At 37.8% G+C, this 13749-nt stretch carries 16 protein-coding genes; all 16 read right to left on the reverse strand.

The genetic code is table 11. From position 1 onward, the window contains the following. A partial coding sequence (locus BLS65_RS15505; protein WP_139180974.1) for a hypothetical protein occupies positions 1-1020 on the reverse strand: 1020 nt, incomplete at its 3' end. Between the two features lie 200 nt (positions 1021-1220). After that, positions 1221-2876, reverse strand: coding sequence for a hypothetical protein (locus BLS65_RS15510; RefSeq protein WP_092440633.1), 1656 nt, complete (start codon positions 2874-2876; stop codon positions 1221-1223). Between the two features lie 162 nt (positions 2877-3038). Then, on the reverse strand, positions 3039-4391 hold the full coding sequence (locus BLS65_RS15515) for a radical SAM/SPASM domain-containing protein (RefSeq protein ID WP_170830165.1): 1353 nt from the start codon (positions 4389-4391) through the stop codon (positions 3039-3041). A gap of 152 nt (positions 4392-4543) precedes the next feature. After that, the gene (locus BLS65_RS18065; RefSeq protein ID WP_125869907.1) at positions 4544-4753 is read right to left on the reverse strand and encodes a hypothetical protein; all 210 of its coding nucleotides are present in this window, start codon (positions 4751-4753) and stop codon (positions 4544-4546) included. Positions 4754-4783: 30 nt separating this feature from the next. After that, complete coding sequence (locus tag BLS65_RS15520) at positions 4784-5167, reverse strand: hypothetical protein (RefSeq protein WP_092440637.1); 384 nt, start codon at positions 5165-5167, stop codon at positions 4784-4786. Positions 5168-5417: 250 nt separating this feature from the next. Then, positions 5418-5648 carry a class I lanthipeptide gene (locus tag BLS65_RS18070; RefSeq protein WP_125869908.1) on the reverse strand — a complete coding sequence of 77 codons (231 nt, stop codon included), beginning with the start codon at positions 5646-5648 and terminating at the stop codon, positions 5418-5420. A 588-nt stretch (positions 5649-6236) separates the two neighbouring features. Further along, positions 6237-7199: a DUF6624 domain-containing protein gene (locus BLS65_RS15530; RefSeq protein ID WP_092440642.1), complete on the reverse strand. Its 963-nt coding sequence runs from the start codon at positions 7197-7199 to the stop codon at positions 6237-6239. Between the two features lie 20 nt (positions 7200-7219). Beyond that, positions 7220-8278: a grasp-with-spasm system SPASM domain peptide maturase gene (gene gwsS, locus BLS65_RS15535; RefSeq protein WP_092440644.1), complete on the reverse strand. Its 1059-nt coding sequence runs from the start codon at positions 8276-8278 to the stop codon at positions 7220-7222. Between the two features lie 150 nt (positions 8279-8428). After that, positions 8429-9358 (reverse strand): grasp-with-spasm system ATP-grasp peptide maturase, encoded by a 930-nt coding sequence (gene gwsG, locus BLS65_RS15540; protein WP_092440646.1) that lies wholly within the window; start codon positions 9356-9358, stop codon positions 8429-8431. Continuing rightward, positions 9358-10218 carry a peptidase associated/transthyretin-like domain-containing protein gene (locus tag BLS65_RS15545; protein WP_125869909.1) on the reverse strand — a complete coding sequence of 287 codons (861 nt, stop codon included), beginning with the start codon at positions 10216-10218 and terminating at the stop codon, positions 9358-9360. Before BLS65_RS15545 ends, gwsG begins: the two co-directional genes overlap by 1 nt. 51 nt (positions 10219-10269) lie before the next feature. Beyond that, positions 10270-10452: a hypothetical protein gene (locus BLS65_RS15550; RefSeq protein WP_092440649.1), complete on the reverse strand. Its 183-nt coding sequence runs from the start codon at positions 10450-10452 to the stop codon at positions 10270-10272. 19 nt (positions 10453-10471) lie between these two features. Continuing rightward, positions 10472-10669, reverse strand: a complete 198-nt coding sequence (locus BLS65_RS15555) for a ComC/BlpC family leader-containing pheromone/bacteriocin (protein ID WP_092440651.1) — start codon at positions 10667-10669, stop codon at positions 10472-10474. 786 nt (positions 10670-11455) lie between these two features. Next, complete coding sequence (locus BLS65_RS18935) at positions 11456-11581, reverse strand: hypothetical protein (RefSeq protein WP_262507994.1); 126 nt, start codon at positions 11579-11581, stop codon at positions 11456-11458. A gap of 25 nt (positions 11582-11606) precedes the next feature. Next, positions 11607-12044 carry a cysteine peptidase family C39 domain-containing protein gene (locus BLS65_RS15565; RefSeq protein WP_092440655.1) on the reverse strand — a complete coding sequence of 146 codons (438 nt, stop codon included), beginning with the start codon at positions 12042-12044 and terminating at the stop codon, positions 11607-11609. 95 nt (positions 12045-12139) lie between these two features. After that, the gene (locus BLS65_RS15570; RefSeq protein ID WP_092440657.1) at positions 12140-13459 is read right to left on the reverse strand and encodes a hypothetical protein; all 1320 of its coding nucleotides are present in this window, start codon (positions 13457-13459) and stop codon (positions 12140-12142) included. Next, entirely contained in the window at positions 13449-13637 is a 189-nt protein-coding gene (locus BLS65_RS15575) for a hypothetical protein (protein ID WP_092440659.1), read from the reverse strand. Before BLS65_RS15575 ends, BLS65_RS15570 begins: the two co-directional genes overlap by 11 nt. Positions 13638-13749 lie beyond the last annotated feature (112 nt).

The following is a 13749-nucleotide window of genomic DNA, read 5'->3' on the forward strand; positions in this document are numbered from 1 at the left end:
CCAACTAGACTCACTTATATTAACTGAATTGGTTATAGTCAAAGGCAATTCAATAGTTTTTTCATTATTGCTTATTAGCACACCACCATCAAAAACATCAACATCAAGATTCCTGGAAATAATACTTGCCGATCTAAAGAAAACACCTACTCCATCAATATTCAAAACATTTTCATTATTAAACTGAACTTTAATTGAATCAGTAGGCAAGCACAGCATTTGTCCTTTACTCCTCAAATCAGAAAATCGGTTATAAACAATATGTATTGAATCAGCTGCAAACTTCTTCTGTTCCTGCATTTCCAAATCATCATAACCAAACTCCTTCTTGACCTCCTCAACATCAAATGAAGGGCATCTAACTCCATCGAGATAACGATTTATTACAATAGAAAAAGGCTCCAGATTAGGGAACGAATCGCGCCAGTGAATACCTAATCGGTCCAGAACCAACGCATATAACAGTCCAGAATAATAATCCCCCGATCTTGTGTAATTTCTAGCATTATGATGGTGGTTTGTAAACAATTCTAACCGATGCATTAAATCCAAATCATCTTTACTCAACATTTTTAAACTGGTATACTCAGCACTACCCTCGCACAACTCGTTTTGACAATTGACTGCGGACACGTTTTCGCGAGCCTGTCGGACTGTTCTATACATGCAAGCATAAATAACAATGCTGTCTTGGCTTTGTGTAAGAAGAGCTCGCTCCAGTATAATCCATTCCAACCGTTGTAAGGCACTACCACGTTCAACTTGATCAACTGTCGGAAGGTCCTGCTTGCAATTAAACCCAACCGTTTTTTGAAAAGCATGAAACATCTCATGCACTAGTCCCATTAAATAAAAATCAACATCCTCACTATACAGGTAATTGACAACAACATATGCAAAAACCCCCATCCTGAGATATCCGCCTGTCAGTTTTGTATGAATCGGGTAAACTATCCAAATGACCTTGAAATATGTTGTGCTGTGAAATAAGTTGACCTCCACGTATCGGAAAATTCGCATAAAACAGCCCGTTTTTTTCATCCACAAAAACCAATGGCAATGAAAATCGAGGCCCCCACAATTTAACCGTATCCCGCCTTTGTAGTTCCTCAATCCTGCTAAAAACAATCTTAACAGAATCAATATTACTTTAAAGGAGTTGAAGAACGATTAATAATCATCTGCTAAAGCCAATTGCTTTATTTGTTTAGCCGTATCTGTTATTGTTTAATTTCAATTATTTCGAAATCGCCTTTGTCGTTTTTTTTCATAACCGTCCAACCATTGTTTAACTCTATTTCGTAGGTTTCGCCAATGATTTTATTCCCGCTTACCTTAAATGGTTGTGGGAAATAAAATTTTTTGCTGTCGAATGAGGCTAAAATACATGAAGATCGATTGGTATCTTTTTCTGGATAGGTTTTAAAGTTGCCAAAGTTTTTGCCAGAACCATCAATACCTACAATACTTGTGTAAACTATGCCTATGCCATCTAAAACAACGGTTCCATTCATGTCGAAAGTTCGGCCATAAAGATTATCTTTTAATACAACAGTTAATGTTGGCTGTTTAAGGAATTGCTTTTTATAGAATGCAATGTTTTTTTCGGCCGTTATTTTTCTTTCTAACTCTTGGTTATGGATGTTTGCAAAGTTGTTTTCTTTATTTGCTGCTGCAATCTCTCTTTTGCCCATGGCGACTTTATGCCCTAAGTACTTGCTTTCATAAATATTTAAAAAATCGTATGTTGTATCTAATCCCTTCTTCCAATCAATCCTTAGGAAGTCAAAGATTAATCCGTAGGCAAGTCCGGTGGCGTAAGGAAATGCTCTTGTGTATGTATTTGCGGTTTCGCGCATATTTACTTCATCAATTGCAATTTGATATTTATTAGGATATGATGAAAGAGTATAGCCGGTATAGTTTGCAAGACCTTCCGACGTTTCTATTTCTATTTCTTTTGCTCGAAACTCTTTGTATCTGGCTTGTCGAAGTTTTCTATACCTTATGGCATCGTTGCAATAGCCAATTACAACGTCGTTGTGTTGCTTTTTATCTATTGCGCTAAGGCAATTTCGCAGTGCCTGATACTCTAATCTTAGCCATTCCCTTGCATCGTAATTATCTAAGTATACCAGAGGGTTGCCGTTCAGGTTTTTATGCTTGCCTTGTAGAATGTGGAATAGTTCGTGAATGATTGTCGAGGAATTATCTGCCAAATAGTTTGTCATTATAATAGCATATATTTTCCCCTTATACTCCTGTGCCGAATTTGAAAAGCCAAAAGTGTTTTCAGGAACCTTGGCATAAAATACTGTTGAATCGTTTGTTTTACTGTCAGGGAACGGATATATGCTATAAACCGTATTGTCGTTTGCCAGTATTAATATTTGTTCATTCCATATATGTTCGCCCCATAACTTGCCATTATCCTCATCGAGTATCTTCTTCGCTTTTTGCAACTCTTCCACAACCTTCTTCTTAATACGTTCGGGCAATGTTTGCAGGTTGAGTTTCGCTCCATTGGTAATAATTTCCCATTTAGGGTTGCTATGCAAACTTTTTAGATCCGAATCGGTGGTTATGTGGTTGTAGTTGGAGTATAATTTCGTTGTAACTAAGTATTCCAATATATTCAATGCCTTTGTTGAATCACTATTTAATGCATAAATGCAAGCACCGTCGTATAACTTGCTCCCCGAAAGGTTAATGCTATGCGATGAGTATAATTTGTCAAATTGGGTTGCTGCATCGGTGTATTTCCCTGCTTTGTATAGATTTTTTGTAATGTTGAAGATAGAATCTATACTCGGTTGCGGATATAGATTCGCTTCAATAAGTAGCAAGGTAAGTAATGTTACAAAAGTATGTTTCATAGCTATCTCTGTTGGCGTGGCAATGTTTTCGATCGTATCGATATTGATTCATATACCAGATATGCTTTTAGATGATGAGTCTATTTTCCAATTGATCTACTCCTCTTATTGCATATTTTGTGTATGCTTTAAAGCATGATAGAATGATGGGGTTCTATTGGTTTAACATTTGCTGCATTTTGAGGCAGTTTTTTCTGTCATTACAAACTCTCCATTTAAAAACATATCTAGCACAATTGCTTTCTTTTTCGATTCATCAAAATCTCGAATACAAAAATCAGTATTGCTACGTTCAAGTGCATATTGGCTGCATGCTCCACCGCACATAGGTAGAATACTACAATCCAAGCAAGGCTTGTTTTTTAACTTCACATTTAGGCGATTATAGTATTTTTCATTCCAATCAATGGTGCCATCGTTGCCTAATATGCCCTCCTTGTTTGCTTTCTTAAAATCTCGAGCATTGCACTTGTGTATATCCCCATTGTAATTTATTGTGGCTTGATTTGCCCTATCTGCATAACAAGAATTTCTTAAGGAGTTTAATGACCTTGCATGGGGTAAATTAAATCCAAATTTTAAAAACATTTCTTTAATAGTATTTGCCTTTACTCCCAATCCTTCTGTTTTATTTTCTTGCCATACTCGTTGCATATCCAGTGTAATTCGACTTCGTTCCTCAAGTGTTAAGTCTTCAAAGTGGGGCATAATATCAACTATACCATCAATATTGTCTGATGTATAGTTAAATCTTAATGTAACCTTTGTATTGTTTATAACTAACTTTTTAACATTGCTTATAATTGTGTCGAATGATCCTTTTTCCTTTGATACATAGCGTATTTGATCATGGCATTCTTTGTTCCCGTCTAATGTGATTTGGAAACTGTTTACTTCGTGCTTGATTAAATCGGATAGTATTATATCGTTGATCAATACTCCATTTGAGGTAAAGTGGGTATGGAGAGATATTCCTTTTTCTTTGGCAATATTATATGTGCATTCAACGATTGGCCGAACAACATTGTTATATTGCAACAAAGGTTCTCCTCCAAAAAAGGAGAGATGAAAATGTTTCAGATTATTCATCGTATTAAACGTGTTAGTGATAAATAACTTTACCTTTTCAACTGTTGATTCAGCCATCATTGATCCACTTATGTGGGTTTCATAACAATACCAACATTTGAAGTTGCAATCCATGGTTGGTAATATCATGAGGCTAAACAGTTCATCACTTTTGTCTATTTTGTTTATTAGATTTTCCACTTTTAGAATTTCATCTTCATCTTTTGGTACGATAAATCCATTATCTAAAAGTGAATTATATAAAGTGGGATGCACCTCTTTAATTTCGACTACATTTTCCTCTAACTCTGCTGAATTAATTAAATCCATTAATATGGGTTCGAGTAATAAAAAATTTTCGGTAAATGAATTGTGGAAAATGTATTTGTCTTGATACGTTAGTGCAGTATTGAACTTGCTTAATTTTATATCCTTATTCTTCAACATGGCTTGCATTATTATAGACATTAAACAACTTGATTGTATTAGTTATTGTCTTATCACTAATGTTCAAGACAATTAATGGGGAAACGTTAGTGTAACTCAGTTGAAATAAATAAAAGAGGGAACGTTTACACTATTCCCTCTAGTAGTTATTACTAAAATTGCTGTAGTGTATCGCTACAACTGCAATGACAGGAGCAAGTGTCTCCACTTACACTTACAGAGACAGAATTACCATCTTGTTTATACTGATCTATATAATCAGTAGCTAAGGAAGTAAAACCTCCTGTTAATTTACCTTGTTCATCTTTTTGTAAAACATCCATTTGATTTACAAGATCCTTAAATGATTTTTTTGCTTTCATGGGATTAAGTTTGTTTTAGTATGCCTACTCTTACCCTTTTTGGCATTCGGGGCAATTGGCTAATGGCCATCTTACCAGTTGCAATGCGAATATAGAGGGAGTGCAGTCCATAATATTGGATTCTTGCCATAAGTTTGTTGCTCCAATTATTTTTTCTAGGTCTCGGAGACTGAGATGCTGCCCCTCATCCTTTTCTATATTTAGGCTTATCCTAAAATTGTTTTGGTGGCAATACGATTTCTCTTTTGCATCATAGGATATTTCTGCTCCAAGTTCTTTAAGTTCATCGAACATATTAAAAAGGGTACTTCTGGATACTCCAATACGTTTGGCTAATACTTTACTCTCTCCTGTTGACCCTTTGTGCAAATAGCTGTCAAGCATTATTAGTTTTACTATTTCTTTTATGGCCATGGCTTGGTTGGTATATTTTACTGTGGCGTTGTCCTATTGGTTCTTATTTGTCGTTTAATTGCAATATTGGCGCGTTGGTCATGCAATATAAGCAATTAATCATAAAAAGACGATGAATCCTGCGAATAAGCAAAACAACGTTGAAGAATAAAAAAAGTAATACAAGTCAGTATTTTCATATCATGAAGAAATTAATAGTAGGAAAAATAGGCACTGAATATCTACAGCACCTATTCCCTTTATTTAAAGATTAGTATCCGTCACAAGTATTACAAAGACCACCTGTGCAGCAATTACAAGTGACTTGAAGTGAAACATCCAGAGTATCTGGACCCGGATCGCACGCTTGCCTCTTAGATTTACAGTAATAAATACTTACGAACGCCTCACCGCCATGAATGTGGGTCATCTGTTCATCATTCAGGTTTGCAATAGTTTCTTTGTTTAAATAAAGTTTGCCTGTTAACTTAACTTTTTTCATTGCATTATATATTTACCTACCCATTGGAACTATTGCGAACTTTTCGGCATCCGCCCACCGTTAAAGTAGCGCTACAATTAATGGCAATACAAACATCAAAAAAAAACGTTTATCAAATTTTTATGCTATTGTATTTGTAGTATGTTTTTCGCATATTAGCACAAAATGCAGCCATAAAACTTTACTAACCAATATTTTCAAGCATTGCAGAGCAACTTACTGGTGTTTATAAAACAGAATCACAAAAACACCTCTACAGTAATTTGTCGATGATTCGTCAAAGTAGCACATATGGGCTATTGCATATTCGAGAACAGTCATAATCATAACACCAGCCATTTGTTACAGGGCTTACCATATTGTCGCGTCACCATGTGAAGGCAGAGCCTGTTCGCCAGCTGGCGAATGGGGCCGCAGTCCATGGCATCGGGTTGGTTATAGTGGGGAAAGGACATCTACTGTTTTTTGCTGATTTGGTGTTCGAAGATAAAGAAAAAGGACAACCTGGGATGCAATATCAGCAACATATAGCAAAGAAAACATCCTTGTACCGAAGTTGAATCTCAATTATGTGAATGAACACTATAATCAAAACAAATACCCACTCTTCAAATACTTCCGCTTCATCTTGATGGGTTTATACCCCTCGCGCTGCGATGGAGGTATATACGTTACTTGAAATCGTTTTGCATCGGATTCAATGGGATCGAGACCAACACTCTTTCGCCTTTCAGCAAGGTTCTCCTCATCAACAATTGGTTCCGGCTTCAACGGTGTCCACTCAACAATTCCGGTGGATTTATTTCGCTTTCCGCTATTGCCAAACTGTGTGCCGTAAAGTTGAACGCCATAGGATCGCAACAAATGCCTATCAATCATCATGGCGGCCCACTTGCGCTTTATCTCCCCTTTTTGAGCGGAAGCAACAACCATCGGGAGATAGCGCTTAATATCGGAAGGGCTGGCGTGCTGCACAATTAAGAACGCCGCCTCCGAGGCCTTCTCGCCCACCATGGCAATGGTAGGCCAACCATACTGCCGCACAATTGCCTCAACCTCCTTCAGGAGCCTACCTCCATCAACCATCATGCCTTGGGAGCCACCCGGCAACTTGAAATTCTTCGACAACGTCCGAAACCGCTGATCTTCGATCCCCAAAAGCCAAAGCCTAACACCCTGTTCCGGAAGGGTAATGCCAGGATTCGCCTTCAGGTAGCGCTCCTTCAACCCGTCCATTAACACATTCCACCGAGCATCGGCACGCAAGGGCTTCAAATCGGTATCGGTGATAATATCCTCCGACCTTACACCGAAATCCACCGCCCTATTGATGTAGGCAAAGGCGCTATCGACGGCACCCGTAAGCGAAAGGTAGCAGGCGGCTTGGTAGGAGTAGTAGCCGGAACTTGGATTTCGGCTGCTTTGCTGCAAATAGTAGCCCGATGCCGTAGCGTAATTCTCCGGCAGGCGAAATTGGGTAGTATCTACTTGTGAATAACCTGTATTTAAAAGCAAGCAACTGGAAATAAGAAACGCCAAACAAAATTTCATAACAGTAAAAGCAAATTAATTTAACTACCATTTTTTTGAAGCCAAGATTCAACGCTTACAAATCCATCCTGACCTGCCCATTTGGCAACATACGGATTATATCCGCATTTGCGCGGCATTGAAAGCACATCATTATCGTCGACAATATATGCTCTACAATCGAGACACATAAAACGAAACTCACAATCTCGACACACCTGTATTATAGATTTATTTTTAGTCCACCAATATTTAAACAAATCATCCTCCACAATCTTATCAAGTTCTTTGTCATTCAAAACTCCAAAGGAGTTCGTCATTGATGGGCAATTCTTAACTTTACCTTTTTCGTCAATGCTTAACTTTCGATTTAAACAGGAATTATTACCCTGAGACTCGCAAAACATCCCCATTGATACCCTAAAGTTTCGAGGATGAATAAAACCACAAAACGAATTATCAACAATTTTATCTTTGGAAAAATACAACGGAAGCAATTTCTCTTTGTCAACAAATTCAACACCGTCTTTCGGAGCAGAATGTATGTAAAATGACGATACACGCATATTGCCTAAAACAATATCCCTATAATCACTAACGTCAAGGTCACTATTGAATGGGAGAATGACTTCAATAAGGGTAAGTCTGGAGTGTTTTAACTTTTCGAAAATATCAGACAAATAAATCTTACTACATTTGTGAAAGAAACGAAATTGAATAGCCCTGCAATTATATTCTTCGAGTCGCTCAAACAAGTAATCATAGTTGTGCTCAGAGTTATTATCACAAATAACAGCATTTGAAATTTTTGAATTAGAATGCCACTCCAGATTTAATGGAGGAAAGCAATCAAAATCATCAGTAAAAAAGACAAATTCATTTTCTAATAGAAAATCAATATATTCATCAATCGTATCATCATATTTATTCTCATAATACTTCTTAATCTGAACCACAGACATACCATCGCAAGTAAGCAACAAATCAGCTAAAGAATTAGGAATAAGCTTATAGCGATTACGCAATAACTCATAAATAGCACTTCTGCTATATCCCTTTACTACCCGGCATTCCTCAAAAAACTTTAATTTCTTCTCCACAACAAAACTTAAAAATTTGAAATATTCTTATAAAAATACCCAACCTCATACTTTTCAGTTTTGTAGACACTACACGATCCTTTCTTGGAAAACAAAACATATGCGACTTTTTGCATCTTTAAGAAACAAAAAGGAATAATCGATCTTAGCCTAGGCATTGCTTGTTGATTTTTCAATTAAATACTCTGCGATTCTCTTTTCTAAATAGTAGTTACAAGGATGCGAAACCATGCCAAATTGTCCAACAGGATTAACCTCAAGAAAAACGTAGCGACCATCAACAGATTTAATAATATCAATTGAACCGGAATCCAAATCCAACTCTAACATCAATTCTCTCAAACTTACCTCAACACTTAACGGTAATTTATAGGGCACATTTCGGTTCGGCTTTTCAGTATTATAATGGCGAAAATCAATAGCAGTTTTGCTGTCTGTCTGAGAAAAAATTGCCATGCTATAAAATTCGAGGTTAAAGTAAAATGCTCTAATCTCAACCTGTTTCTCAATACACTCTTGAAAAAGACTTGGCATAAAAAAATCACTATACTTCACAACCTCTTCTCGCGTGAGTATTCTAGTATAAGAGGCATAACTTGATTTTCTCTTGTTTAGAAATAGCGGTTCATACAAGGGCTTTACAATGACGCTCTTTTTGCTGTCAATAAACTCTTTAAGTTTTGCTTTAGAGTTTGTGATTAAAGTTGCAGGAATATCAACACCAATTTGCGCGGCAACTTCTAAAGTATAGGTTTTTGAAATAGGCAGATCTGCAGGTTTGTTAATCAGAAATTTCAAGGGTAATTGTTTCGAAAAAATGCGCTTTAGTGCAGACCTTTCATTCTCCAAAGCATTTTGAATATTACTACCAAATCCGGTAGACGACCAACGACGAAACCATACACGATTAATATTCTTAAAATTAGAATTTACACCATTGTGCGAAATCGAAAGAGAAAACTCTTCGGAGAAATTTTCCGGGAAATTATTAACGCGATTAACCAGAACACCCCAATGGAGTAACCAATCATGAACAACATTTGAAGAAACATCATCATCTGTTGTAAAAATAGTGACCATTACTTCTCCTTTATAAGTTCAACATATATCATGGCATTACCAACGTATTGCGTAGGATGCGTTGGCAATGCTTGCGTCCAATGTGTTCTATTAAGGTAAAACCACCAAGTATATCCCTCATTTTGATTTTCTCTATTCCCACCAAGGTTAAGATCATGATTTTTATAGGGATTTTCGGTGTCATAGACAGGGTCAGGTAAAAACTCTAGGGCAGCAAAAAGACCATCCGCAGGAAACTTAACTCCATATTGCCGTACCCTCACGTTTACCCATTCATCACCTTGTTTTGCCTGCCCATAAACAGCGATTGGTAATAACTCTTCTCCAGGCCCACCATCTTTGCCTTTTTGTGCAGCATAAAAATGTACCCGAAACTTTCGAGTTGGATTTCCCCATTTGCGTATATAGTAATTGACAGACCCAACAGGCAGTCCTGTATATTGTTGCTTTGATGGGATATATACAGCAAGTTGAGTGCCACCAGAACTATGATACGTTGAAAACACGTCTTTTTTATAAAAACCCATTGAAACCTTCTTTACTCTTCTAGATTTTACATTTACCTCATCAATTTTAAAAACCTTGGGAGTCAGCATTACCGTAACACTATTGCTTTGCATCGACATCTGCTTAATTGTTGCTCTGTAACTGATATATCCAACGCACTGAAATGTAATAGTATCATTATTTAAGGGCAAACGAATATGGCCAGCCTCATCGGCAACACCTTGAAAACTAGGAGAAATTATCGTGGCATAAGAAATTGATGCTCCAGTATTTACATCAACGACTGAGACACTTACCCTCTCCACAGGAATTATTGGAACTAAAAATAAACAGATGGCAATAAGTAAATTCATGAATGATATCTAGTTAAGACTAGGGCGTAGGAGCACTACGCCCTAAATCAATTAATCCTGACGCGTTTCTGTAGTGCCATGTAGCCCAAACCAATTGAAACGTTGCTCAATTGTAAAGCCTGGCACACCATCGCTAGAAATTTGTTCCCATTTAGACCAAGATAAACCACCCTGAATATTATTCATTTCAATATCTGATAGTCCCTGACTCTGAAAATCATTAATCTTTTCCATCTTAGTTTTGATTGTTTTATTAACAAAAATCACGTGCTTCTTGATATTGATCAGTCGCGAATCCTAATATATATCTTCTAAAAATAGTGTAAGACATTACCCCTCCATCACCAAGTGGGTAGGATTCCGAAAAATCTGCACGCCATGTACCACCGGCAATCTGGTTCATCTCTGCTGTTGTCAAAGCGTCAAACTTTAAAGCATTTAACTTTTCCATAATTACTGTTTTTATATCCTACTCATTGGAACAATTCCGGGCTTTTCGGCATACGCCCACCTTTACCGTAGCGCTACAATTAATGGCAATACAAATATCAAAAAAAAAAAAAACGTTTGTCAAATTTTTATGCTATTGTATTTGTAGTATATTTTTCGCATATTATGGCACACAAAACAGGCAACAAACGCAACTAGCCAATATTTTCAAGCATCGTAAAGCAACTCTTTAGTGCAATAAATAAAAAACAGCAAAAAGCCTCTACCATCATTATTTAGGAGTTCGTCAAAGTAGCACATATCGGCTATTGCATACCAGAGAATAATTTTTAAGATCACACCAGCCAATTACTATGGTGCTTACCGTAGCAGCACGCCACCATGCGAAGGCAGAGCCTGTTCGCCAACTGGCGAATGGGGCCGCAGTCCATGGCATCGGGTTGGTTATAGTGGGGAAAGGACATCTACTGTTTTTTGCTGATTTGGTGTTCGAAGATAAAGAAAAAGGACAAACTGGGATGCAATATCAGCAACATATAGCAAAGAAAACATCCTTATACCAAAATCGCATCTCAACGAGCAGCCATTTTGTTTATTTATCAAATAACTGCACAACCCAAGTTAGACACAGTCTCTAATCAGTATTCAACCTTAAGTCATAAATCACGCTATAAAGAAGATAACCCACCAACCGAAAAAAAACATGTAAACGAAAAACACCCGAAGCGTTGAGCACACTTCTGGTGTATTCCGAACAAGAAGGATAAAGACTACGATGTTCGTATGCTTAGCCGATCTGGCCTTGCTGGGCAAACCACATCTGCTCCATTATTTTAAAGATCGTATGGCGTTGGTATCGAGGTATTAAAATCTCCTCGCCACAATCCATTACGAGCGTGGTGTCATTAAGCATTAAAAAGCTGTTAATCCTTGACAGATTAACCACATGGCTCCAGCAGCAGCGCAGTACCCTGCGGCTCCTCGTTGCTTCCCGTGGAGGCCCAGCAGCGCATAAACTCCACACGGCTAAAGGTTACCAGACCACCAGCCGGATCGGCCACGTGAATGGTTTCGAATCCCTTCCGCCCGGTAATCTTATACACCACCACAAAGTGGCTTTGGTTCCAGTGCACAATGGCTGGTAGCGGGGCCTCGTTGGCCAACTTCTCGAACGGAATCTTCACCCCCAGCGTGCGAAAGCCAATGGTTTCCGCTGCCCGCGAAATGCCCAGCATGCTAACGCCGAGCCGCGAGATATTACTCCGCTCGCGCAGCGTTTGAATGGTAAAGCGCTTACCATAGTGCCGTGCCACCATCCGAAGGCAGGTGGGGCCGCAGTCCATGGCATCGGGTTGGTTATAGTGGGGAAAGGACATTTACTGTTTTTTGCTGATTTGGAGTTCGAAGATAATGAAAAAACAAATAAACCAATGTGAATAATAGCCCAAATGCAATAATTGTAAATTCGCAACTAAAAAGGATTTACAAATTCAACGAAAACACAATGTTCATCATGCTGTATGATAGGCCTTCCTCTTTTTATCACCACAGACCAGCCAGGATTAATCCAACTAGACTCACTTATATTAACTGAATTGGTTATAGTCAACGGCAATTCAATAGTTTTTCCATTATTGCTTATTAGCACACCACCATCAAAAACATCAACATCAAGATTCATGGAAATAATACTTGCCGATCTAAAGAAAACACCTACTCCATCAATATTCAAAACATTTTCATTATTAAACTGAACTTTAATTGAATCAGCAGGCAAGCACAGCATTTGTCCTCTATTCCTCAAATCAGAAAATCGGTTATAAACAATATGTATTGAATCATCTGCAACCTTCTTCTGTTCCTGCCTTTCCAAATCATCATAACCAAACTCCCTTTTGACCTGCTCAACATCAAATGAAGGGCATCTAACTCCATCGAGATAACGGTTTATTACAATAGAAAAAGGCTCCAGATTAGGAAACGAATCGCGCCAATGAATACCTAATCGGTCCAGAACCAACGCATATAACAGCCCAGAATAATAATCCCCCGATCTTGTGTAATTTCTAACATTATGATAGTAGTTTGTAAACAATTCTAACCGATGCATTAAATCCGGATCTTCTTTACTCAACATTTTTAAACTGGTATATTCAGCACTACCCTCGCACAACTCGTTTTGACAATCAACTGCCGACACTTTTTCGCGAGCCTGTCGGACTGTTCTCGACATACAAGCATAAATAACAATGCTGTCTTGGCTTTGTGTAAGAAGAGTTCGTTCCAGAATAATCCACTCCAACCTTTGTAAGGCACTCCCTCGTTCAACTAGATCAACTGTCGGAAGGTCCTGCTTGACATTAAACCCAACCGTTTTTTGAAAAGCATGAAACATCTCATGCACTAGTCCCATTAAATAAAAATCAACATCCTCACTATATAGGTAATTGACAACAGATATAAAGACCCCATCCTGAGATATCCGCCTGTCAGTTTTGTATGAATCGGGTAAACTATCCAAATGACCTTGAAATATGTTGTACTGAGAAATATGTTGACCTCCACGTATCGGAAAATTAGCATAAAACAGCCCGTTTTTTTCATCCACAAAAACCAATGGCAATGAAAACCGAGGCCCCCACAATTTAACCGTATCCCGCCTTTGTAGTTCCTCAATCCTGCTAAAAACAACCTTAACAGAATCAATGTTGCTTTTAGATTGACTAAAACAGAAAAGGGATTCAACAATAAGAGCCGTCAGAACAATTATTTTACGGAATTTATTCCTCATACTTTAAATTTCTCAATCGTTCCAACGCATTAAACTTATTATACGCACACAAATGCTTGGGATGCTTAAATAGAGAGCCTTCCATTTTATAAGCCTCAGCACGACATCCTCCACCGGCAATCTGGCTCATTTCCTCAGAGGATAAACCCTCAAATTTTAAATCTTTTATCTTTTCCATAACTCAACAATTTCCTTCCTACTCATTGGAACTATTCCGGGCTTTTCGGCATCCGCCCACCTTTACCGTAGCGCTACAATTAATGGCAATACAAACATCAAAAAAAAAAAAA

Origin of the sequence: Williamwhitmania taraxaci (assembly GCF_900096565.1) — a bacterium.
In the GTDB taxonomy this organism is placed as follows: domain Bacteria; phylum Bacteroidota; class Bacteroidia; order Bacteroidales; family Williamwhitmaniaceae; genus Williamwhitmania; species Williamwhitmania taraxaci.